The sequence below is a fragment of the Gilvimarinus xylanilyticus genome (assembly GCF_024195295.1).
Classification (GTDB): domain Bacteria; phylum Pseudomonadota; class Gammaproteobacteria; order Pseudomonadales; family Cellvibrionaceae; genus Gilvimarinus; species Gilvimarinus xylanilyticus.
The window spans coordinates 120697-142193 of sequence record NZ_JAMFTH010000001.1 but is presented as its reverse complement, the minus strand read 5'-3'; the positions used below and the strand labels follow the sequence as shown (position 1 = coordinate 142193).

21 protein-coding genes are annotated in these 21497 nt (G+C 55.2%); 11 read left to right on the top strand and 10 right to left on the bottom strand.

Annotated elements, in window-relative coordinates; all coding sequences use genetic code 11:
- Positions 1 to 59 precede the first annotated feature (59 nt).
- Positions 60 to 1523, bottom strand: coding sequence for a catalase (locus M6D89_RS00620; protein ID WP_253966094.1), 1464 nt, complete (start codon positions 1521 to 1523; stop codon positions 60 to 62).
- A gap of 262 nt (positions 1524 to 1785) precedes the next feature.
- Between M6D89_RS00620 and mobA the strand changes: the two genes are divergently transcribed.
- The 4 genes from mobA to M6D89_RS00600 all read left to right on the top strand — a co-directional run bounded on the left by mobA (position 1786) and on the right by M6D89_RS00600 (position 5389).
- The gene (gene mobA / locus M6D89_RS00615; protein WP_253966093.1) at positions 1786 to 2412 is read left to right on the top strand and encodes a molybdenum cofactor guanylyltransferase MobA; all 627 of its coding nucleotides are present in this window, start codon (positions 1786 to 1788) and stop codon (positions 2410 to 2412) included.
- Positions 2413 to 2637: 225 nt separating this feature from the next.
- On the top strand, positions 2638 to 4122 hold the full coding sequence (locus M6D89_RS00610) for a SulP family inorganic anion transporter (RefSeq protein WP_253966092.1): 1485 nt from the start codon (positions 2638 to 2640) through the stop codon (positions 4120 to 4122).
- A 12-nt stretch (positions 4123 to 4134) separates the two neighbouring features.
- Positions 4135 to 4989 carry a universal stress protein gene (locus tag M6D89_RS00605; protein ID WP_253966091.1) on the top strand — a complete coding sequence of 285 codons (855 nt, stop codon included), beginning with the start codon at positions 4135 to 4137 and terminating at the stop codon, positions 4987 to 4989.
- A 25-nt stretch (positions 4990 to 5014) separates the two neighbouring features.
- Complete coding sequence (locus M6D89_RS00600) at positions 5015 to 5389, top strand: VanZ family protein (protein WP_253966090.1); 375 nt, start codon at positions 5015 to 5017, stop codon at positions 5387 to 5389.
- A 56-nt stretch (positions 5390 to 5445) separates the two neighbouring features.
- On the opposite strand, the gene M6D89_RS00595 is transcribed toward M6D89_RS00600, so the two are convergent.
- The gene (locus M6D89_RS00595; RefSeq protein WP_253966089.1) at positions 5446 to 5994 is read right to left on the bottom strand and encodes a carboxymuconolactone decarboxylase family protein; all 549 of its coding nucleotides are present in this window, start codon (positions 5992 to 5994) and stop codon (positions 5446 to 5448) included.
- A 130-nt stretch (positions 5995 to 6124) separates the two neighbouring features.
- Between M6D89_RS00595 and M6D89_RS00590 the strand changes: the two genes are divergently transcribed.
- Positions 6125 to 6724, top strand: coding sequence for a TetR/AcrR family transcriptional regulator (locus tag M6D89_RS00590; RefSeq protein WP_253966088.1), 600 nt, complete (start codon positions 6125 to 6127; stop codon positions 6722 to 6724).
- Positions 6725 to 6758: 34 nt separating this feature from the next.
- On the opposite strand, the gene dbpA is transcribed toward M6D89_RS00590, so the two are convergent.
- Positions 6759 to 8153, bottom strand: coding sequence for an ATP-dependent RNA helicase DbpA (gene dbpA, locus M6D89_RS00585; protein WP_253966087.1), 1395 nt, complete (start codon positions 8151 to 8153; stop codon positions 6759 to 6761).
- Positions 8154 to 8207: 54 nt separating this feature from the next.
- The gene (locus M6D89_RS00580) at positions 8208 to 8438 is read right to left on the bottom strand and encodes a DUF2798 domain-containing protein (protein WP_253966086.1); all 231 of its coding nucleotides are present in this window, start codon (positions 8436 to 8438) and stop codon (positions 8208 to 8210) included.
- 111 nt (positions 8439 to 8549) lie between these two features.
- Here M6D89_RS00580 and M6D89_RS00575 point away from each other — a divergent pair, with 111 nt between their 5' ends.
- Positions 8550 to 9434, top strand: coding sequence for a LysR family transcriptional regulator (locus M6D89_RS00575; RefSeq protein WP_253966085.1), 885 nt, complete (start codon positions 8550 to 8552; stop codon positions 9432 to 9434).
- 105 nt (positions 9435 to 9539) lie between these two features.
- Complete coding sequence (locus M6D89_RS00570) at positions 9540 to 10298, top strand: SDR family NAD(P)-dependent oxidoreductase (RefSeq protein ID WP_253966084.1); 759 nt, start codon at positions 9540 to 9542, stop codon at positions 10296 to 10298.
- A gap of 22 nt (positions 10299 to 10320) precedes the next feature.
- Here the strand turns inward: M6D89_RS00570 and M6D89_RS00565 are convergent, their stop codons facing one another.
- On the bottom strand, positions 10321 to 11136 hold the full coding sequence (locus M6D89_RS00565; protein ID WP_253966083.1) for an SDR family oxidoreductase: 816 nt from the start codon (positions 11134 to 11136) through the stop codon (positions 10321 to 10323).
- Positions 11133 to 11903 carry an enoyl-CoA hydratase gene (locus M6D89_RS00560; protein ID WP_253966082.1) on the bottom strand — a complete coding sequence of 257 codons (771 nt, stop codon included), beginning with the start codon at positions 11901 to 11903 and terminating at the stop codon, positions 11133 to 11135. Before M6D89_RS00560 ends, M6D89_RS00565 begins: the two co-directional genes overlap by 4 nt.
- Positions 11904 to 12093: 190 nt before the next feature.
- Between M6D89_RS00560 and M6D89_RS17315 the strand changes: the two genes are divergently transcribed.
- From M6D89_RS17315 to M6D89_RS00540, 4 genes are all read left to right on the top strand, one after another.
- Positions 12094 to 13194 (top strand): DUF481 domain-containing protein, encoded by a 1101-nt coding sequence (locus M6D89_RS17315; protein WP_253966081.1) that lies wholly within the window; start codon positions 12094 to 12096, stop codon positions 13192 to 13194.
- 106 nt (positions 13195 to 13300) lie between these two features.
- Complete coding sequence (argS, locus tag M6D89_RS00550; protein WP_253966080.1) at positions 13301 to 15034, top strand: arginine--tRNA ligase; 1734 nt, start codon at positions 13301 to 13303, stop codon at positions 15032 to 15034.
- A 167-nt stretch (positions 15035 to 15201) separates the two neighbouring features.
- Positions 15202 to 16419 carry a multidrug effflux MFS transporter gene (locus M6D89_RS00545; RefSeq protein ID WP_253966079.1) on the top strand — a complete coding sequence of 406 codons (1218 nt, stop codon included), beginning with the start codon at positions 15202 to 15204 and terminating at the stop codon, positions 16417 to 16419.
- A 316-nt stretch (positions 16420 to 16735) separates the two neighbouring features.
- A complete protein-coding gene (locus tag M6D89_RS00540; RefSeq protein ID WP_253966078.1) occupies positions 16736 to 17083 on the top strand; it encodes a DUF333 domain-containing protein in 348 nt (115 codons plus the stop codon).
- A 41-nt stretch (positions 17084 to 17124) separates the two neighbouring features.
- Here M6D89_RS00540 and M6D89_RS00535 read toward each other — a convergent pair whose 3' ends face one another.
- The 4 genes from M6D89_RS00535 to M6D89_RS00520 form a co-directional block, all read right to left on the bottom strand.
- Positions 17125 to 17793: a DUF3313 family protein gene (locus M6D89_RS00535; protein ID WP_253966077.1), complete on the bottom strand. Its 669-nt coding sequence runs from the start codon at positions 17791 to 17793 to the stop codon at positions 17125 to 17127.
- A gap of 77 nt (positions 17794 to 17870) precedes the next feature.
- On the bottom strand, positions 17871 to 18194 hold the full coding sequence (locus M6D89_RS00530) for a YqcC family protein (protein WP_253966076.1): 324 nt from the start codon (positions 18192 to 18194) through the stop codon (positions 17871 to 17873).
- A 10-nt stretch (positions 18195 to 18204) separates the two neighbouring features.
- Positions 18205 to 20340 (bottom strand): ATP-dependent DNA helicase DinG, encoded by a 2136-nt coding sequence (dinG, locus tag M6D89_RS00525; RefSeq protein WP_253966075.1) that lies wholly within the window; start codon positions 20338 to 20340, stop codon positions 18205 to 18207.
- Positions 20341 to 21492 carry a 1-acyl-sn-glycerol-3-phosphate acyltransferase gene (locus tag M6D89_RS00520; RefSeq protein WP_253966074.1) on the bottom strand — a complete coding sequence of 384 codons (1152 nt, stop codon included), beginning with the start codon at positions 21490 to 21492 and terminating at the stop codon, positions 20341 to 20343.
- Positions 21493 to 21497 lie beyond the last annotated feature (5 nt).

Sequence of the window (21497 nt, the reverse complement as noted above, 5' to 3'; positions counted from 1 at the left end):
AAAATAACAGATATAAAAAAGGCGCCCGTAGGCGCCCAAGTTGGGGATTGGAAAAACGGCTAGGAGATAGCGGCTTTTACCCGACTACCATAGTCGGAATCACATTTGCTGATCAGTGCGACCATACGCTCCTGCACCGAGCTGTCGGCCTGGCTCAGACCACCGGCAATATTGTTAACCAGCTGGTTTTTCTGATCCTCACTCATCAAGCGGTACAAATCGCCCGCCTGAGAGTAGTAATCGGCATCCGACTGATCGTAGCGTGTGGCTGCCGAACCCGCGAGCGCCAGTGGCGGCTCAGGTGTGTGATTGCTCACATCCGGCGCGCCCTGGGCGGCCCGGTCGTTGGGGTAAAAGTTTGCCCCACCTCCCTGAACCCAATTGGCCTGCACGCTCGATCCGCCATTCATCGGGCAACCGGCCATGGCGCCATCGCGCTGGTAGTGATTCACCGGACAGCGCGGACGGTTAACCGGCAGCTGGTTGTGGTTCACCCCCACCCGGTAGCGGTGCGCATCCTGATAGGCCAGCAAACGCGCTTGCAACATTTTATCCGGCGAGGCGCCCACACCCGGCACCAAGTTGCTAGGTGCAAAAGCTGATTGCTCGGTCTCGGCAAAATAGTTCTCGACGTTGCGGTTCAGCTCCAACTGGCCAATCTCGATTAACGGAAAATCCGAGTGGGGCCAGATTTTGGTCAAATCAAACGGGTTGATGTGATAATTCTGAGCCTGCTCTTCGGTCATAATTTGCAGTTTGACACTCCAGCTGGGGAAATCGCCCTTGTCGATAGACTCCACCAAATCCTGCTGGGCACCAAAAGGCGCCAAACCTTCGGTTTCTTTTTCCGTCAGGGTTTTAATGCCCTGGTTGGACTTGAAGTGCCATTTCACCCAGTAACGCTCGCCCTTATCGTTCCAAAGGCTCAGCGTATGCGAGCTAAAGCCGTGCATGTGACGGTAGCTGGCGGGAATCCCCCGGTCGCTCATCAAAATAGTCATCTGGTGCAGCGATTGCGGATGATTGGCCCAAAATTCAAAAATCGCCTGGGGGTCCGGCAAGTTAGTGCGCGGATTCTTCTTTTGCGAGTGAATAAAATCGGGGAATTTAATCGGATCGTTCAAAAAGAACACCGGGGTGTTGTTGCCCACCACATCAAAATTGCCCTGGCTGGTGTAGAACTTCACCGCAAAGCCGCGCGGGTCACGGGCGTAATCGCTGGAATCCTGCCCCCCACCCACGGTAGAAAAGCGCAAAAACACTTCGGTTTTGTCACCCACGTTCTGTAAAAAATCAGCAATGGTGTAGTCGCTCAAGCTTTTATTCAGAGTAAAGGTACCGTAAGCGCCGGAGCCGCGGGCGTGCACGACTCGCTCGGGGATACGCTCGCGGTTAAAGTGGGCCAGCTTTTCAAACAAATAGTGGTTATCAAAGGTTAACGGCCCGCGCTCGCCAGCGCTGATACTGTTGTTGTCATCGATTACCGGCGCCCCGGCCGACGTGGTTAAAGTGGTTTTACTCATTGACTGCATCCCTCTGGCTAATGGAGTTGTTTTACTGAACACATGGTTGATACTAGTAGCGCCGGCACTTTTAATAAAATTAATTATAAAAATAAGACCAATAGCAAAAAGCAACTGCGATATCCATCCTTAAACAGTGTAGTGTTTGATCCAGACAAGCCTGTGAAAAAAATCAATTGTCTGACAGATTGACCATAATAAGGCTACAATCGAAACATAAGAGCCTTTATACTTGGCGCAATATTCTTCAAATTGAGGCCGCATGACTATTACCTCACGCCCCACAGGTGTTCTTTTAGCCGGCGGTTTAGCCCGTCGTATGGGCGGCGGCGACAAATGCTTGCTGCCTTTGGCGGGTCAAACCCTATTAAGTCGCAGCATCGAGCGTGCCCAAGACCAGGTAGAGCCACTGTTACTAAGCGCCAATGGGAACGCCCTGCGCTTTGCCCGCACTAAGCTAACCGTTGTACCCGACGTGTTTGCGGATTTTCCGGGCCCCATGGCCGGGGTCCACGCCGCGATGGACTGGATGTGTCGCGAGCGCCCGCAGTGCGAATGGCTGGCAAGCTTTGCCTGCGACACGCCGTTTTTTCCTAAAGACATGTGCACCCAGCTGCAACAAGCCAGCGACTCGGAAAGCAAAATTATTGTCGCCACCTCCAATGGCCGTCTGCAGCCAGTGTTTGCCCTGTGGCATAAAAGCCTGCTGAGTGAGCTGGCCGACACCTTGCAAAGTGGCAAAATACCCTGGCTGCAGCACTGGATTGCCGAGCGCCCACACACCCAGGTGGACTTTACCTGCGAGCCCATCGACCCGTTCACCAACATCAATACCCCCCAGGATTTGTACGCCGCAGAAGATCTGCTGGCCGCGCATCAGACGTTGTGATCGGGCTGGCATTTTTTATTCAGTCTGCTAGACTTTGCGGCCTTTTCGCACCCAAGTTTGCAACATTAACAGGCCAGATTTCCGGCACATGACCCAATTAACCAAAATCAGTCCGCCATAGGACGCCCTTTCTTCCAGGCATTCGCCTACCCATTATTTGCCTGAAACCTTTTTCGGGCAGCCTGCTTATACCTGCTACTTTTTTCTAAAACGGACATTAGTTTTATGCTTGATACTCTGCGCCAAAATTGGCTGAGCAATGTACGTGGCGATCTGCTTTCCGGCACCGTGGTTGCCCTCGCCCTTATTCCCGAGGCAATCGCCTTTTCGATTATTGCCGGGGTGGACCCCAAAGTTGGTCTGTACGCGTCCTTCTGTATCGCGTTTATCAGCGCCTTTGCCGGCGGTCGCCCGGCCATGATCTCCGCCGCCACCGGCGCCATGGCACTGGTGATGGTGGACCTGGTTAAAGATCACGGCCTGGAATATTTGCTGGCAGCCACGTTACTGACAGGCGTACTGCAAATTATTGCGGGTATTTTAAAGCTGGGAAATTTAATGCGCTTTGTGTCGCGCTCGGTGGTCACGGGCTTTGTAAACGCCCTGGCGATTTTAATTTTTCTCGCTCAGCTGCCGGAAATTACCGGCGCTAACTTTACCCTGCCGGTGTACGCGCTGTTAATCGCCGGGCTGGGTATCATTTACTTGCTACCCTACCTTACCCGCGCGGTGCCCTCGCCCCTGGTGTGCATTGTGGTGATCACCGCCGTGGCGATGTACTTTGGTATTGATGTGCGCACCGTGGGCGATATGGGCGAGCTGCCCGACAGCCTGCCCGTGTTTTTGCTGCCCGAGGTACCCTTCAACCTGGAAACCTTAAAAATTATCTTTCCCTTCTCCCTCACCCTCGCCGTGGTAGGTTTGTTGGAGTCGATGATGACGGCCACCATCGTGGACGATTTAACCGATACCACCAGCAATAAAAGCCGCGAGTGTGTCGGCCAGGGCTTGTCGAATATTGGCGCGGGCTTTCTGGGCGGCATGGCCGGTTGTGCGATGATTGGCCAATCGGTCATCAACGTAAAATCCGGGGGCCGCACTCGGTTATCCACCTTAGTCGCGGGCGTCTTCTTGTTGATTTTGGTGGTATTTTTAGGCGACTGGGTGGGCCGCATCCCCATGGCCGCGCTGGTAGCGGTGATGATCATGGTATCCATCGGCACATTCAGCTGGACCTCAGTTGCGGCGCTTAAAACCAACCCCAAAAGCTCCTCGGTGGTGATGATTGCCACGGTAGCCGTAGTGGTCGCCACCCACAACCTCGCCTTGGGCGTGCTCTTGGGTGTACTGCTAAGCGCCCTATTCTTTGCTCACAAAGTGGGGCAAATTTTGTATGTAGGCTCTGAGCTAAGCGACGATCGCAGCCATCGTACCTACACCGTCGTGGGGCAAGTATTTTTTACCTCGGCCGAACAGTTTATCGGCGGTTTTGACTTCAAAGAGGCGGTAGATCGTGTCACCATCGATTTATCCCGCGCGCACTTTTGGGACATTACCGCCATCAGCTCATTGGACAAGGTGGTGATTAAATTGCGCCGTGAAGGGGCCGAGGTAGACTTAATTGGTCTCAATCAGGCTAGCGCTACTTTGGTGGACAAATTTGCGGTACACAATAAGCCCGAAGAAATTGAAAAGTTAATGGGTCACTAAAAGGAAAACATTATGGCCGACAATGTCATTGCCTGTATCGACGACTCCAACTACGCCCAGTCCGTCTGCGACGGTGCCGTTTGGGCTGCGCAAAAACTGCAAGCGCCACTGCACCTGCTGCACGTGTTGGACTATGTACACGGCCTGGGTGAGCGCAATTTATCCGGCACCCTGGGCTTTGGCGCCCAGGAAACTCTGCTGGAAGAGCTGGCCGAGCTGGATGAAAAACGCGGCAAGCTGGCCATGGAGCAAGGCAAGCAAATGCTGGCTGCCGCCCTTGAGCGCGTAAAGCAAGCGGGCATCAGCGAGGCCGAAACCCGCCAGCGCCATGGCGAGCTGACGGACACTCTGGTGGATCTGGCCGATGAAACCCGCCTGCTCGTGGTGGGCAAGCGCGGCGCCGAAAGCGCCAGCGCCCACGGCCATATCGGCAGCCACATTGAGAAAATTATTCGCACCATGCACAAACCGATTTTGATTGTGCAGCAGGGCTTTAGCGCACCGAAACAACTGATGATTGCCTACGACGGCAGCCCCACCATTCGCAAAGGCATCGAGATGATTGCCGCGAGCCCCCTGCTTAAAGACAGCGTGTGCCACTTGGTTATGGTAGGCAAAGACACTGCGGACAATCGCGAGTCGTTAGCCTGGGCTAAAAACCAGCTGCAACAGTCGGGGATTGAGGCGGCCGAACATATTATAGCCGGCGACCCGGATTCGGCACTGGAAGAATTCCAACGTGAAAATGCTATCGATTTACTGGTGATGGGCGCCTACGGTCATTCACGCATCCGCCACTTTATTGTGGGTAGCACCACCACCGCCATGATTTGCCGCTGCAAAACCTCAATGCTGGTGTTGCGTTAAAGTGCTGCGTTAAGGTGTTGCGTTAATGCGAGTACTGTTTATCGGCCAATACCTGCTGCTGTTAGCGCTGTACCTGGTAATGGGTACCGCCAAACAACCCCAGCAAGTCGTGGGCGATTACAATGATGTCCTGATGCACTTTGCCGGTTACGCCGTGGCGGGCGTATCGGTCAGCATCGCTTTTGCCCGGCAGGCAATCTGGCTGAAGTTTTTTCAGCTGTTTTGTTTTTCTACCCTGGTAGAAATTGTCCAGTATACCCTGCCCTGGCGCAGTTTTGAGCTCAAGGATATCGCGGCGAACTCGCTGGGCATTTTGGTGGGATTGGCGTGCTGGCAGGTGGTTTTATGGATCAGGACAAAAGCCCGCGTATCCACAGAGAACAACCGCGAAGGGTCATAGACCATCCGCGGTTATTCGCTTATCCCTATAGGGAATCTCTTAAGGAAACCAGACACTTACTTGGGCGACCATTCGAACTTTTTGAACGGCTCGTCAATGGGTGTCTCGGCCAAGTGGTTGACGTAGTTACTCATCACTTTTTGCGAAACCACCAAAATCACTTCCAGTACCTGACGCTTGGTAAAACCCGCATCTAAAAAGGCACTGACTTTGGCGTCATCCATATTGCCGCGGTTGCGCACCACTTCCAGGGTGAACTCGCGCAGGGCTTCCAACTTGGCAGGCAACTCGGTTTTATTACGCAAAGCCTCGGTAATAGATTCATCCACCTTCATTGAATGAGCGATACCGGTATGGGCGGGCACACAATAATGACACTCGTGCTCGACGTTCACCGTTTGCCACACCACGGTTTTTTCCTCGTTGTTAAAGCTCGATTCCAACACCAGTCGGTGTAGTGCCTGGTAGCCCTCCAACAGCCCCGGAGCCTCGGCCATCACCGCGTGCAAGTTGGGGATCATGCCGAAGCTTTTCTCCGATGCCTGCAATAAGTTTTTGGCTTCCTGGGGGGCAGAGTCTTGAGTGTGTAAAGTAAAATCAGTCATACCATCTCCTATCAATTTTCGGTGAGTCTCAAAATACTTGAGTGATCATTCAGTTTCGATTTGATCCTACCTGTATTTGAGTGATCATTCAATATATAATTGAGCAATCGTTCAAATTATTGGAAATGTTATGCCCAGAAGCGCGCAATACGACCGGGAGACAGCCCTGCAGGCCGCGGTAGATCTGTTTTGGCAGCGGGGTTTTTACGCCACCAGTCTGAAAGATATTGAAAAAGCGCTGGATATGCGCCCGGGCAGTCTGTACGCGGCTTTTGGCAACAAACAACAACTTTTCGATTCAGCCATTGATGCTTACGCCCAGCGCATGACCATTGACGTAAACCGCTTTATCGAACAGGAGGCGGGGGTGATTGATGGCGTTTTAGCGTATTTACGTTGGTTATTGGTAGGTGATGATCGCACCAGCCTGACCGAAACCCCGGCTTGCCTGGTGGTTAAAACGCTACTGGAATCTACCGATGAATCTGACCCCTTGCGCAGTAAATCAAGGCAACTGCTGCAGGGGGTGGAAAAATGTTTTGCCCAGGCGCTAGAGCAGGCGAAAGCGACAGGCGAGCTGAAAGCATCCGTGGATTGCGAGCGCCTGGCAAGGCTGCTGCAAACTCAGGTAATGGGCGCTCGATCCTTTGCCCAAAGCTCGCCCGATGCCGAACACATTAACAACTTGGTGGACGATATCGCCCTGATTTTTGCCCCTTATCGCCAATAAAAAGTGAGGCTTTGATTAGACTACACGTTTTGCTTTATGCGGAAATAACCCGCACCCGAAACTGCCGTCCTTTTAACTTACCGTGACGAATTTTATCCAGTGCCTTTTTCATTTGGGTACGCTTAACCGCGACAAACGATGAATTGTCGGCGATGTTTATCTTCCCCACCGCTTTACCGTCGATGCCTTTATCACCAGTCAAACAACCCAAAATATCGCCGGGCCGCACTTTTTGTTTTTTGCCGCCGTCGATTTGTAGGGTCACCATTGCCGGTTGCGGCGCCTGGGCATTGGCCGTGTCTATTTTAGGCAATGGGGTATTGGACACATCAAGCCCCTGCTCTTCTTCCAGCAACAGTAGTTTGTAGTGCTCTTTATCACTGTGCAGATTGCAGGCAATACCTTTCGCGCCCGCGCGCCCGGTGCGCCCCACCCGGTGCACATGTACTTCGCTATCGCGAGCCAGCTGATAGTTAATCACCATGTCTAAATTTTCGATGTCCAAACCGCGAGCGGCCACATCGGTGGCCACCAGCACCGTGGCACTTTTGTTGGCAAAGCGCACCAGGGTAATGTCGCGATCACGCTGCTCCAAATCGCCGTGCAATGCAAGGGCACTAAACCCTTGTGCAGCAAGGGCGTTAGCCAGTTGCTGGGTTTCGCGTTTGGTGTTGCAGAAAACCACCGCAGATTCCGGTTGGTGCTGCAACAACAGTAGCTGAACCGCTCGCACACGCGATGGCTCGTCGGTAACGGCGTAAAAACTCTGCTGAATACTCGAGGTGTCGTGGCTGGATTCGACTTTAACCAGCACGGGCTCTTGCATCACGCGCTTAGCGATCTGCTCAATTTTGGCCGGATACGTCGCACTAAACAGTAACGTCTGGCGTTTTAGCGGAGCGGCGTCAATGACCGCGTCCAGCGCCTCGGCAAAGCCCATTTCCAACATGCGGTCCGCTTCGTCCAGAACCAACATCGATAGCTGACTTAAATCCAGATTATTTTTGCGGATATGTTCTTCCACCCGCCCAGGAGTGCCCACCACAATGTGCGCGCCATGCTCCAACGAGTTAATTTGGGGGCCAAAGGGCATACCACCGCACACCGTCAGCACTTTAATGTTGTGGATGGCTCGCGCCAGACGACGAATTTCTTTTGCCACCTGATCGGCTAACTCGCGCGTGGGGCACAGCACCAGCGCCTGCACACAAAAGCGCTTAACCTCAAGGGCATTAAGTACCCCCAAGCCAAAGGCGGCGGTTTTACCCGACCCCGTTTTGCCCTGACCGATAACATCCCGCCCGGCAATGATGGCAGGCAGGCTTTCGGCCTGAATGGGCGTCATTTCGGTGTAGCCCAGGGATTTCAAGTTTTGTTGCAGCTCGAGCTGTAAACCCAGAAAGGAAAATGCTGTTTGCGTATCAGGCACGGTAGAAGAACTTCTGTTAGCGAATTGAATGCCGCCAGTATAACCCAACGCGTATCAGCTGTTTGCTTTAGAGTGCGCACGGGCCAATCGCTCGGATAGACGATGAACACCGGGACCACCGATAAAGGCAATAACACCCGCCGCAGGCCAGGCCAGTATCCACGCCGACAACCAATGGGCCACAAATTCGCGGTGCAGTCCCATATTAATGTAAGTCACCCAGGCCGACATAAAAAACGACAACATCGACGACATCAACACAGCGAAAATAATGCGGTGCTTCATAGAGATACCCTCTTTCTCAGCTAATTAAGGCGTCGCAGAGGATATTAACAACCACATTTGTCGTATATAGTTATATTAGATAACGCGACTTGCAGATATGAAAGGCCCAGTATGCTTGATCAACTAAAGGTCTTTATCACGGCCGCCGAACAGCGCAGCTTAACCGGCGCCGCCGAGACACTAGATATGACCCTTGCGACGGTATCACGACGTGTGAGCGACCTGGAGCACCAACTGGGAGCCGAGCTGTTCCACCGCTCTAACCGCGGCCTTTCGCTGACCAGTGCAGGACAGACCTATTACGACGAGACCGCCGGTTATATTCACGAGCTGGACCTTCGCCTGCGCCACCTGGATCAATCTCTCAACCAATTAGAGGGCGAACTGCGTATACTCGCCCCCACCAATCTCGGTAGCGGCCCTTTGGATGACTTTTGGCAAGCGTTTATCGGGCGCTACCCCGGCATTTCTCTGAATATTACCTTGGGCGACCCCGAGGACGACGCCATCGCCCCGCAAGCCGACCTTGCCATTCGCTCAGGCCCGCAACAAAACTCGTCCCTTAAGCAGCTAAAACTCGGCGCTATTTCCACGGTATTAGTCGTGTCGCCGAGCGCCCCTCAACCAGTGCCGTCCAGCCTGGAAGAGCTCGCTTCATACCCCAGCATCGCCGCACATTTGTTTAACCGTTGGACACTGCAGAAGACCCAGCAAAGCAAAACCATAAGCAAAGAACATCAACATATCAGCAACGACATGAATGTAACGCTTAACCTGGTTAAAGCCGGGGCAGGCATTGCCCTGTTACCGCAAAGCATGGTCTACCGAGAGTTATCAGAAGGTAGCTTACAACGGGTGCTGCCCGACTGGTCCGGCCAGGCTCGTAATATCTTTCTACTTTGGCCCTACCGGCGAACGCTGTCGGCACGAGCGCTTGTGTTTCGCGACGAGTTAATGGCCTACCTCGCGCAGCAGCCCTGGTTTAGCGCGTCATAACAATAGACCATTGCCAAAGCAACACGACCATGGCAACCTTTTGCGCCCCAGCTAGCCTTGCACCAACGCTTAGCAAGGCCGCCCTCCCATAAGGATTATTGACACATGGACAGCCGCAATAGATCACCTTCCCCCCGCGTCGCTCTGGTTACCGGTTCAACCTCTGGTATCGGCAAAGCCATTGCCGAGCGTTTCGCCCGCGATGGCATGACAGTGGTTTTTCATTCCAAGTTATCTGTGCAGGCGGGCGAATCACTGGCCAGCCAATATCCGGGGGCAAGTTATCACCAAGCCGATTTGGCCAATGGCGCGCAAATAAAACGGTTAGTCGAAAGCGTTATCGCCGAGCACGGCCGGCTGGATGTGCTGGTGAATAATGCGGGCATCAATGCGGTGGTACCCCACACCGATTTGCAAGGCGCGGGGGCCGAACTGTGGCGCGAACTGTACGAGGTGAATGTTATTGCGCCCTGGCTGTTGATTGGCGCAGCCGAAAGCGCGCTGCGTGCCTGCGCTACCGCCGACTGCCCCAGCTGTATTGTCAATATTACTTCCCATGCGGGGGTGCGGCCCAAAGGCGCCTCGATTCCTTACGCGGCCAGTAAAGCCGCTCTGAACCACACCACCCAATTATTAGCGCGCAGTCTGGCCCCTGCGATTCGGGTCAATGCGATTGCACCCGGGCTGGTAGACACCCCCATGACCGAAACCTGGGAAGAGGCGCAAACCCTGTGGCGAGAAAAAGCGCCCATGGGCCGGGGCGCCAGACCGGAAGAAATTGCTCAGCTGGCGTCCATGTTGGTCGAGAACCACTATTTGACCGGTGAAATTATCGTCAGCGATGGCGGCTTACACCTGACGTAAACCGCGCGGAAAGTGCCTCCGCCTATTGCTGCTGTTGCAACATCTGCGCAATGCCGGTGCCAATGCTGGCCGCCCCGCCCAGGCTCCAACCACCGTCTACCGGAATTACTGCGCCGGTGATAAAGCTGGCTAAATCGGAGCTTAAAAAGACGCAGCAGTCGGCAATGTCCCGCGCCCGCCCCATGCGCTTTAAAGGCACGGTTTGCACGATTTTTTTGCGCATATCTTCCCCGGGGGCCAAACGCTCCATGCCCTCGGTGCCGTCGATAGGGCCGGGAATTATCGAGTTGACGCGGACACCCTCGCCACCCCATTCAATACTGAGGGTACGGGTAATTTGATCCACGCCGGCTTTGGCGGCGCAGACATGTACCTGCCCGGCCATGGCCAACTGAGCCTGAGGGGCGGAGATGTTAATCACCGAGGCACCGGGTTTGCGCAAATAGGGGTAGACCGCGCTCATCACATGAAAGGTGCCTTTAAGATCAATATCCACCACCGCGCCAAAACCGTTATCGGATAAACCACTAGCGAGCGCGGGAAAGTTACCCGCCGCGCCCGAGACGACGATATCCAATGCGCCCCATCGCGCGTGCAGCTGACTCACCGCCTCACGCATGGCATCGCCGTTGCGCACATCCACACTAAAGCCGCAGGTGTCCTGTGCGCCCATATCACTTAGAGCAAGAACCGTGGTATCCACCTTATCCTGAGAGCGGCTAATAACGCATACACTGCAACCTAAGCCCGCAAAACGCTCGGCAATACCGCGGCAGATGCCACTGGTCCCGCCCACTACCAATACGGTTTTACCGGCGAAGTCTCCGTTTAATTTCATGACTTTTCCTTATTCATTAACTGACTGATAACCTGTTTTGCCTCGGGCCCATGCAAGCACTGCGAAAACACCTGTAATTCGCGACCAATCACTTGGTCTGTGGGCCAGGACTCTACCTCATTGAGCAGCGCCTTGGTTCGCACCAGAGCGCCAGGCGGTAGCTTGGTCAACTGGCCACACACCCAATCCACCTCTTCGCCCAGGCGCTCGAGCGGGTAGACGCCATTAATCAAGCCCCACTGTTCGGCCTCAAGCGCGGGCAATCGCTCGCCCAACAACAGTAATTGACGGGCCCGAGCGTGCCCAACCCGTTTACTCAGCAGGGTGCTGGAGGCAAACTCCGGACACAGACCAAGCTGGGTAAATGGCAGCTGGAAATAGGCGTCTTCGCTGGCGTAAATAAGATCGCAGTGCAGTAATAAAGTGGTGCCAATACCCACCGCCAAACCATTCACCTCGGCCACCAATGGCTGAGGCAAGGCGCGCACGGCGCGCATAAACTGCACTGCCGGGTGATCTTCGTTGAGCTCGCCAGCACTAAGAAAGTCCGCCAGATCATTACCGGCAGTAAAACTGTCATCACTGCCACTGATACGCACCACCCGAACCTCGTCGCAGGTGGCGGCAAAGAGCAAGGCCTGGGTCAGGCTTTGGTACATGGCCAAAGACAGCGCATTTTTTTGTGCCGCACGATTTAAGCGTAACTGCAAGATGCCCCGCGAAGCGGCCACCTCAAGTTGGGCACAGGGGGTAAAGGGTATATCCACGTGGTGTCTCCTTTATAGGATTTGGCCAAAGTGTAGTCTGATTTTGCCTTCTCTGTCTGCCTATAGGCGCGCGAATCCTTGGGCCTAGATTCGGGTTACCTTATAATAGACTGGCCTGTTCTCGCTGGTGTTCCGCCCCCTTGGCAACAGGCTTCACATTCTTTGGACACGTTTTATCAAGGACCTTATTGTGACTATTAGCCTCCCGCTCAACCGCCGTGCACTTGCCCTGACCATCACCTGCGCGCTGACGCCAGTAGCCTCCACTGCCGTGATGGCACAGGAAGCAGCCCCCACCCTCGCCACCATTGAAATCGATGCCCCCTGGGATTGGGTCAAACTGACCTCGGGCGAGTGGCTGAAAGGTGAAGTTACCGCGCTGGAAAAAGACTCGCTGGAATTTGACAGCGACGAGCTGGGCGACCAGACCATTGACTGGGAATCGGTCGAGGCGATCCACACCACCAAATCGGTAAACGTCTTGTTTAACAATCAAAACCTCTACACCGGCCAACTGGAAACCGTCGACGGCAAATTGTACGTGGGAGAACAAGGCCCTTTTGAAATTTTGGATGTGATGCGCATTGCCAGCACCAGCCGCCACGAGCTGGACCGCTGGAGCGGTAAAATCGGCGCGGGGGTAAACTACCGCACGGGTAATGTAGACCAGGAAGATTTCAACGCTAACGTGAATCTGCTGCGCCGCACCGCCCGCTCCAGCATTCGCCTGACCTATATTGCCGATGTGTTTTACGATGAAGGCGAGGAAACCAGCAACGAACACCGCGCCACCGGCAGCTGGTATATTCGCCGCTCCGAGCGCTGGTTCTGGCAACCAGTGCAATTTGAATTTTACAGCGCGCCACTGCAAAACATCTCCAGCCAGTGGACCGGGGGTATGGGTGCCGGCGTGTACTTAATTGACAACGACCAAACCAGCTGGACCACCTCGGCGGGCCCGGGCTATATGTACACCCGCTACGAAGAAGTCCCTGAAGGACAGGATCAAACCGTAGACTCCGGGGCGTTCTACCTAAACACCATCTACGACCAAGAACTCACCGACTATATGGACATCAGCGCCACCTACCAGTTGACGGCCACAAACAACGAATCGGGCAAGTACAAGCACCATGGCGTGGTCAGCCTGTATATCGACTTAACCGACAAGCTGGATTTAACCATGAGTGCCTACTGGGATCGGATTAAATACCCCCAGGCGGATTCCGACGGGGTGATTCCCGAACAGGATGACTTCCGCTACACCGTAGGTGTTAGCTACGAGTTTTAAACCCTGCCCAGCGCGGGTGTGTCTATATCGCACCCGCCGTTAAACCGGCCCGTCCCGGTTCCTGCCATGCTACAATCGACGCTTTTGCACTACTGAATTGGGCCCTATGAACATCCGCGAACTCCTCAGTGAAAAAGTACGCACCGCCATGAGCGCTGCGGGCACCCCAAGCGACTGCCAACCTATGGTGGCAGCGGCCAAAAAAGCCGGCTTTGGTGACTACCAGGCCAATGGCGCCATGGGCGCTGCGAAAAAAATGGGCACCAACCCGCGCGAGCTGGCGGGCAAAATTGTCACCGAGCTGCAGCTGGACGATATTGCCGAGAAGGTTGAGATTGCCGGACCCGGCTTTATCAATATCCACCTGGCGCCCCAGTGGTTAGCCCAGCAAACCGGCAGCGCCGAGCGCGATACCGCTCTGGCCATTCGCCCGGCCGAAACGCCGCAAACCATTGTGGTGGATTACTCCTCGCCCAACCTCGCCAAGGAAATGCACGTGGGGCATTTACGCTCCAGCATTATCGGCGATGCGCTGGTGCGAATTCTCGAGCGCTTGGGGCACACTGTCGTTCGCCAAAACCATGTAGGCGACTGGGGCACTCAGTTCGGCATGCTCATTGCCGAGCTGGAAGAACAGCTGGCCCAGAACGAAAGCGCCACCATGGCGCTGTCGGATCTGGAAGTTTTTTACCAGCAGGCCAAAGCCCACTTTGACGCCGACCCGGCCTTTGCCGACAAGGCACGGGACTATGTAGTGAAATTGCAATCGGGCGATGAGCAGGTGCTAAAACTCTGGCGCCAGTTCAAGCAGGTATCGCTGGAGCACAGCGCCGAGATTTACCAGAAGCTAAACGTAAGCCTGACAGAGGCCGACGTGCGCGGCGAGAGTTTCTACAACAATGATCTCGCACCGATTGTCGCCGAGCTGCAAGAGCAGGGACTGTGCTCGGAAGATCAGGGTGCCCAGGTGGTCTTTTTGCAAGAGCTGGCCGACAAAGAGGGCAACCCCTCGCCGGTGATTGTGCAGAAAAAAGGCGGCGGTTTCTTATACGCTACCACCGACCTGGCAGCCCTGCGCTACCGGGCGGTGGATTTAAACGCGGACCGTATTCTGTATTTTATTGATGCTCGCCAGTCACTGCATATGCAGCAGGTGTTTACCCTGGCGCGCAAGGCCGGCTTTGTCAGTGAGCAAGTCAGCCTGGAGCACCACGCCTTTGGCACCATGATGGGCTCTGACGGCAAGCCCTTTAAAACCCGCAGCGGCGGCACCGTTAAGCTTTCGGCACTTTTAGACGAAGCCGTCGAACGCGCGCGCGCGGTCATCACCGACAAAAATCCCGAGCTGGCGGACGCCGATGAGGTGGCCCGCAAGGTGGGTATTGGCGCGGTTAAGTACGCAGATTTAAGTAAAACCCGCACCAATGATTATGTCTTTAACTGGGACACTATGCTCAGCTTTGAAGGCAACACCGCCCCCTATTTGCAGTATGCTTACACTCGGGTGCAAAGTATTTTCCGCAAAGCCGGGGTTAGCCCCGAGAGCATCAGTGCGGATATTATTATCGGCGCAGAGCAGGAAAAAGCCCTGGCCATTAAACTGCTACAGTTTGGCGAAGTGCTGGCGCAAGTGGCCGACGATGCCCTGCCCCATGTCTTGTGCAATTATTTGTACGATGTCGCCAGCTTGTATATGCGTTTCTATGAAGCCTGCCCCATACTGAAATCGGACGTTGATCCCGCCACCCGCGACAGCCGCTTACGCCTGTGTCATCTGGTGGCCCGCACCCTGGCCACCGGCCTGGATATGCTGGGCATTGAAGTCTCCGAGCAGATGTAAGTGCAATTCGACAACGCCCCGACTCGGGGCGCTTTTTGATTGCCGAACGTTACAAAATTAAAATCTGCCAAGCTTTTTTAGGACGGAGGATAAATAGTTTCAGTGCCGCCGAGACGCTATATTCTGTATAGTAACGGCGCTTAGAATTCCAAAACCCTCGGCCCGCCATGACCCAGTTGCAATTACCCCGCTACTTTTTACTTTATTTAGGCGCCTTAGTCGCACTGGGCCCGGTGGCGATGGACGCCTACCTGCCCGCTCTGCCCACGATGGCGCAAGCACTGGGCGTATCGGTCGCGACGCTAAGCACCTCGGTCAGTACGTTTTTAGTGGGTTTTGCCGCCGGGCAACTGCTGGGCGGCCCCCTGTCGGATCAAATCGGCCGCAAGCGGGTTTGCGTGATTGGCACCTTGCTGTTTATTCTCGCCAGCGCCGCCATCGCCTGCAGCGAGTCGGCGGGCACCATTAACCTGCTGCGAGCCCTGCAGGCTTTCGGCGGCGGCTTTGCCAGTATTACCGCCATGGCCCAGGTACGCGATGCCTACCCCGCCGATGAGATCGGGCCGCGCTTTGCTACCGTAATGATGGTGATGATGGTCGCCCCGGTCATCGCTCCACTGTTCGGCACAGCGCTACTCAGCTTTGGCTGGCAGGCGATTTTCATCTTCCAGGTCAGTTATGCCTGCGTGCTGCTGGCGATTATGGTGCCGCTGATACCCGAGACCATGCGCCATCCGCCTCGCGCCATTTCCATGAGCCGTATCGCCCATCAGTATGGTGAGATTTTATTGCATCGCCAGGACGGCAAATTCATTGCCGCACGCTTTGCACTGTGCATGGGCAGCGCGGCGGGTATTTTGCTGATTTACGTTACCCACGCCTCTTACCTCTACATGACCTATTTTGGCATTGGCGAGACCCATTTTTCAGTGCTGTTTGGTGGGGCCGCCGTAGGTTTGATTGGTGCCAATTCCTTAAGCACCCAGCTGTTAAAACGCTACCGCGCCCTAAACGTGTTCGCCGCCGTCATAGTATTTCAAGCGCTGCTGGTCATCGCCTTTACCGGCTTGGCTTATTTGGATGCACTGAATCTGTCCTTGGCCGCTAGTTTAATTATTCTGATGGTCAGCTGTGTTGGCGTTATTAACCCCGCCGGAGCGACTCACTTTATGGGAATGTTCCCGCCCCACCAGGGCGGCAGCGCGGCGGCGATACAAACGGTCTCAATGTTTGTGATGGGCTCGGGCATGGGGCTGGTCGCCAGCGTGTTTGTGAGCCACTCCATCACCCCCATTGCCCTGTGTATGCTGGCATCGTCCATTCTCAGCTTGCTCCTGCTGCCCTCCATTCGCCGCTACGACCAACCATCGGGCCGCGTTAATTAGGGCCTGTTCACACTAATTAAATGCGCCTGCTGGAAGCCAGTTTTGTTTCCAGCTAGGCGCCGTGAGCGAAGTTTGGTTGTTCCAAATAAGCGATCGGCAACAACGCTGGGGACAAAACTGGCTCCAGCCCTTCGGGTTGCGGCTAAAAATCCGCCACTCTTCGTTGCTCGTCGTTCATTTGGAGTGACCAAACCACTCTCCTCGCGCCTTAATTGGCGAATTTTTAGTCGCAACAGGCTGCATCTAATTAGTGTGAACAGGCCCTAAGCTATAGTGGTTCAATACCGAAGTTTCAGATCACTAAAGGAGAGCGAGCATGAATAAGCTTTGGGGCATTATTGCGCTTGCCGCGCTGGTCGCCGGGTGTGATCACCCCAACCAGGACACCTCGCGCCAGGCCAATCCGGCAGCAGTTTACTGCGAACAACAGCAAGGGCGCTACGACTTTAATTCGGGGCAATGCACCCTGGCTGACGGCCAGACGGTGGACGCCTGGGACTATTACCGAGAAACGCTGGAGAAAAACGTGGGCCTGCCCAACCCGGCCGCCGTGTATTGCGAGGCTCACGGCCAGTACAACCGGGAAACCGGTGAATGTACCTTAGAAGACGGCACAGTGGTGAATGCCTGGGAGTGGTTCCGCGAACAGCACAAGAGCGAATAATCCCGCGGCTTTGCTACGCCGCGGGAACTTCACTGGTAGATTTACAAGGCGCGCGCTTTATCCAAGCCTTCACGCAAATCCTTGGTCCAGCTGCGCAGGGCCATATTGGCATCGTGCATATTGGTTGCCCGATTGGTCCATTCCAGGTACATGTCATCTCGATCGCGTTTGCGATCTACCACGCGCGCCAGAATTTCGCCAGTGGCGCCGTCGAACGCCTCTAAAAACAGCGTCATTTCACCCGAGTCAGTGGTGTAGGTGGTGACCATGCCCACATCGTTAAGGTCGGGGGCGGTGACATCCAAATCGATAATGGAGGGGCGCACATCCAGCACTCGCCCATCGCTTGGCTCACCCTCGGCCACGATGCGATAGGCGGGGTCTTTCTCTAGCGCTTGGCGGAAATATTTATCACAGGCCTCGGCAAGACGACCTTTGATCACATCCATATCCTCATCGGTCACACGCGTGCGGCCAGCCGAGATACTGGAATTCTGATTGCGCTGCCAATTATCGCGGAAGGCCACGGTGCAGGGTTTCAGGCTAACGGCATCATAGGCGTCGAGCTCAATATTGGGCTTAAGATATACCTGATCCAGATCGCGGTTGTCGATTAAGTGCAACCCGTCGTGAGAGACAGGCGGCGGGGGCGCAGCACAACCTGCCAGCAGTACCGCCGCAGAGACTAAAGCAAGAGAAAAGTTTTTCATGGCTTGGCTCCAGTGAGTAAACATCCTATTTTTGTCGACACTTAAACTAGGCCAAAGTACGGCACGAGGCAAGAGTTTTACCCGTTTAAAAGTGTATCAATCCTTCGCAACTGAATAATCAACGCCTCGCCCGATACCGCCTGAGCGCGAAAATATTCCTCGGCCAGGGACGCAATCTGGCAGTTGGCGGGCAGCTCGGCTTGCTGATGCACCATCTGCTGCATGCGCGGCAAAAACAAAAACTGCAACCACTGGGTGAAGCTAAGAGTATCGAGCGCAAAGGGCTGCGTGCTGGCCAAGGCCTCGGGCGGTGGTGGCTGAGTTTCCCACAATTGCAGCTCGCGCAGGGCGGCTTCAATATCGATTAATACATTGGCCACAGCAATATGTTTATCGGTCATTTCGGGCCTGTTAATTTTCGATAACCCGCTTAAAAGGCGGCAGCGAATCCAGGATTGCCTTGCCGTAGCGCTTAGTCACAACCCGGCGATCCAATAGGGTAATGCGCCCGGTATCCCCTTCGGTGCGCAACAATCGACCGCAGGCCTGAATGAGTTTTAGCGAGGCATCGGGGATGGTGATTTGCATAAACGGGTTGCCCCCGCGCGATTCTACCCACTCGGACACCGACGCCTCGATAGGATCATCGGGCACCGCAAAAGGCAGCTTGGCGATCACCACATGGGCGCAGTAATCGCCGGGCAAGTCCACGCCCTCAGCAAAGCTTGCCAGGCCGAACAGGACACTGCCCTCGCCTTTATCGATGCGCTTTTTGTGCTCTACCAGCATTTCCTGCTTGGACGAAACGCCCTGTACCTGAATGCGACGGCGCCACTGCTCGGGCATACCGTCGAATACATCCAGCATTTGCCGGCGCGAGGAAAACAACACCAGCGAGCCTTCGTCGCTTTGTAAAAGCTCGGGTAAATAATCGATCACCGCTCGGGTATGGCCGCTGCTATCGCCCGCGTCCACAGCCTGGCCGGGCACGCGCAACTCGCCGCGCGAGAAATCAAAGGGACTGGGCACCACCGCATAGCGACTGTTGTTGGGGGTACCGGCGCGCATCTGAAAGCGATCAAACTTGCCCAGCGCGGTTAAGGTGGCCGAGGTCACCACGGCGCCATAGCACTGATTCCAGAGACTAAACTCCAGGGTGCGGGCCGCCAGAATGGGGCTGGAGCACACCTCTATGTCATAGTTGCCATTAAAGTCCACCAGAGTCAGCCAGCGCGCTTTGGGGATGCTGGTTTCGGCATCGGTACGCGAATAGCTGAGCCAGAGCTCGGCGCCCGCCTCGGCGCGGGCCTGCCAGGCCCCGATGACCGGGTAGTTGTTTTCCAAATCCACCTTGGGCACGCGGCAGTGGGCGTCTTCCATGGCCTCGTTGATTTCGCTGGCCATTTTGCCCAGCAGGTCACTGAGCCGGTCAAAACTCATGTGCAACTGCTCGGCCTGGGCGCGAATATCCTCGGGCACCAAACCGCCCTCAAATCGGTAATGAGTGGAGCGACGCTCGCGAGAATCCTCACTCAGGGTTTGAATCAACTCATCCAGAGCCGGATACAGCATATCCAGCTCGCGCTTGCATTGAATAAACTGGCCCGGCAGCTGTTCGCCAAAATGATCCACCCGTCCGGCGCCGCTGATTTGCCCCAGCACCCCGGACAACGCTTTATTACATTGCTCGAGCCAGCGACTGGTGGAGAGCATACGCCCGTGACAGGCAAAGTGATTGAGCGCCTTGTCGGGCAAGTGATGCCCCTCGTCAAACACGTAAATGGTGTCTTCGGGATCGGGCAGAATGGCGCCGCCGCCCAGGGCTAAATCTGCCAGCACCAGATCGTGGTTGGTCACAATACAGTCGGCGGTGTGCAAAGCATCGCGGGCTTTAAAAAAACTGCACACCGACACATTAGAACAGCGCCGCCCGGTGCATTGGCGGTGATCGGTGGTCACCCGCTGCCAGTCGGCGGGTTCTAATTCGCTGGGCCAGGAATCGCGCTCGCCGTCCCATTTATTGGCCGCCAGGGCGTCCATCATGGATTCGTATAACTTTACCCCCTGCTCGTCTACGCTGGGCAGCTCATCTTCATAGAGCGCCCGGGTAGGGTCGTCAGCGGCGGCGAACTCGCCCATTAAATTATCCAGCTTGGACAGACACACATAGCGCCCGCGCCCTTTGGCCAAGGCGAAATTAAAGGATAAGTCCGTGCGGCGTTTTAGCTCGGGCAAATCCTTGAGAATAATCTGCTCCTGCAGTGCGACCGTGGCCGTAGACACCACCAGCTTTTTGCCCAGGGCTTTGGCGATGATAATCGAGGGCAGCAAGTAGGCGATGGTTTTACCGGTACCCGTGCCCGCCTCCACCACGCACACATGGCCGTCGCTGTTGCGTACGCCTTCGGCATCCGAGGTAATGCCCCCCAGGGTGCGGGCGATTTCGGCAATCATCAGCTTTTGCCCGTGGCGCGGTCCCAGTTCGCGAGATTTCAGAAACTCGGAATAGGTCTGCTGAATCTCTTGTTTTATCGCATCGGTGAGCATCTACTGGGCTTTTAACTTGTTGCGCACAGGGTTGGCGTACATATCCAGGACAATATCGCGGTATTCCGAGGGAACTCCGGCAATATGCAAGTCAAAACGGGCGCGCTCGTCGCGCAGGTCGGAGGGCTCAAAGGGCCGCGCCTTATCAGAGTAAGGCAGCGCGCGGGGCTCGCCACCACGGGCCTCGTAGGCAAAGCAATTGCTGGGGTGCAACACCTGCTTGGCCCACACCTGACGGTCGATCTCGGCGGCCACCGCCTCGCTGTCGGCAAAGTCCCCCTGCAGCACATCACCAAAGGCCACATGCACATGCCCTTTTTGCCCGGCAATGCCTTTGGCAATGCTCTGCACATCCTCCTGGTCGCCTTTTTCATAGGCGCCAGTGGTGCGCTGGGCGTGCAGTTCGTGAGCCTTGGCGCTGTCGCAGGGGTCTTGCTCGTAGGAAATGGATACGGGCACTATTTTGAGTGAGCGCACATAGTCGGCAAAGTCCTGACTTTTAGGCCGGTTGAGAGTCAGCATGCCCACCACCGCCGAGTTGGTCTCGTCATTGCCATCTTTAGCCCGCCCCTCGCGCTGGGCAATCCAGATATTGGCCTTATCCTCGGTGAGAGAGTGAAAAATATAGGCCGAGAGTTTCTTTGCCGCTTTGAGCTTCTCGCGCGGGCTCTTAACCGAGCGCTTGACGATAAAGCTTTTATTCAGGCGCATTAAGTCCGACACATACTCTTTGGTCAGCAGGTTATCGCCAATGGCGATACGCAAGGTTTTAAAGCCTTCGTGGTACAAGCTCCAGTTTACAAACGCCGGATCCATGGCGATATCGCGGTGATTGCTGACAAACAGATAGGCCTCGTTGGGGTCCAGTTTATCCAGCCCCGAATTGGTGAGCCGAGTGGTCGTGGTCTCGATCATATGGCGCATGTATTTCTCAACAACCAGCTGAAACTTATCTACACTATCTACCCCAGCCAGTTGGCGCGCCATTACCCGGCGAATAAGCGGTCGCAAAATAAATCCCAAGGGGCCAGCCAAACGCGGAAACTTAAGCTTAGCCACGGCGTCGGCCAGCTCGGGATCAGCCAGAATCCGGTCCAGTACTGGGCGCACTTCATCATCATTGTAGGGGCGAATATCGTCGAAATCGGTCATTTGTT

What these genes read in the sequence shown, in the direction of transcription:
- M6D89_RS00620 (WP_253966094.1), bottom strand. Translation starts at nt 1,523, where the DNA reads ATGAGTAAAACCACTTTAACCACGTCGGCCGGGGCGCCGGTAATCGAT.
- mobA (WP_253966093.1), top strand. Translation starts at nt 1,786, where the DNA reads ATGACTATTACCTCACGCCCCACAGGTGTTCTTTTAGCCGGCGGTTTA.
- M6D89_RS00610 (WP_253966092.1), top strand. Translation starts at nt 2,638, where the DNA reads ATGCTTGATACTCTGCGCCAAAATTGGCTGAGCAATGTACGTGGCGAT.
- M6D89_RS00605 (WP_253966091.1), top strand. Translation starts at nt 4,135, where the DNA reads ATGGCCGACAATGTCATTGCCTGTATCGACGACTCCAACTACGCCCAG.
- M6D89_RS00600 (WP_253966090.1), top strand. Translation starts at nt 5,015, where the DNA reads ATGCGAGTACTGTTTATCGGCCAATACCTGCTGCTGTTAGCGCTGTAC.
- M6D89_RS00595 (WP_253966089.1), bottom strand. Translation starts at nt 5,994, where the DNA reads ATGACTGATTTTACTTTACACACTCAAGACTCTGCCCCCCAGGAAGCC.
- M6D89_RS00590 (WP_253966088.1), top strand. Translation starts at nt 6,125, where the DNA reads ATGCCCAGAAGCGCGCAATACGACCGGGAGACAGCCCTGCAGGCCGCG.
- M6D89_RS00580 (WP_253966086.1), bottom strand. Translation starts at nt 8,438, where the DNA reads ATGAAGCACCGCATTATTTTCGCTGTGTTGATGTCGTCGATGTTGTCG.
- M6D89_RS00575 (WP_253966085.1), top strand. Translation starts at nt 8,550, where the DNA reads ATGCTTGATCAACTAAAGGTCTTTATCACGGCCGCCGAACAGCGCAGC.
- M6D89_RS00570 (WP_253966084.1), top strand. Translation starts at nt 9,540, where the DNA reads ATGGACAGCCGCAATAGATCACCTTCCCCCCGCGTCGCTCTGGTTACC.
- M6D89_RS00565 (WP_253966083.1), bottom strand. Translation starts at nt 11,136, where the DNA reads ATGAAATTAAACGGAGACTTCGCCGGTAAAACCGTATTGGTAGTGGGC.
- argS (WP_253966080.1), top strand. Translation starts at nt 13,301, where the DNA reads ATGAACATCCGCGAACTCCTCAGTGAAAAAGTACGCACCGCCATGAGC.
- M6D89_RS00545 (WP_253966079.1), top strand. Translation starts at nt 15,202, where the DNA reads ATGACCCAGTTGCAATTACCCCGCTACTTTTTACTTTATTTAGGCGCC.
- M6D89_RS00540 (WP_253966078.1), top strand. Translation starts at nt 16,736, where the DNA reads ATGAATAAGCTTTGGGGCATTATTGCGCTTGCCGCGCTGGTCGCCGGG.
- M6D89_RS00535 (WP_253966077.1), bottom strand. Translation starts at nt 17,793, where the DNA reads ATGAAAAACTTTTCTCTTGCTTTAGTCTCTGCGGCGGTACTGCTGGCA.
- M6D89_RS00530 (WP_253966076.1), bottom strand. Translation starts at nt 18,194, where the DNA reads ATGACCGATAAACATATTGCTGTGGCCAATGTATTAATCGATATTGAA.
- dinG (WP_253966075.1), bottom strand. Translation starts at nt 20,340, where the DNA reads ATGCTCACCGATGCGATAAAACAAGAGATTCAGCAGACCTATTCCGAG.
- M6D89_RS00520 (WP_253966074.1), bottom strand. Translation starts at nt 21,492, where the DNA reads ATGACCGATTTCGACGATATTCGCCCCTACAATGATGATGAAGTGCGC.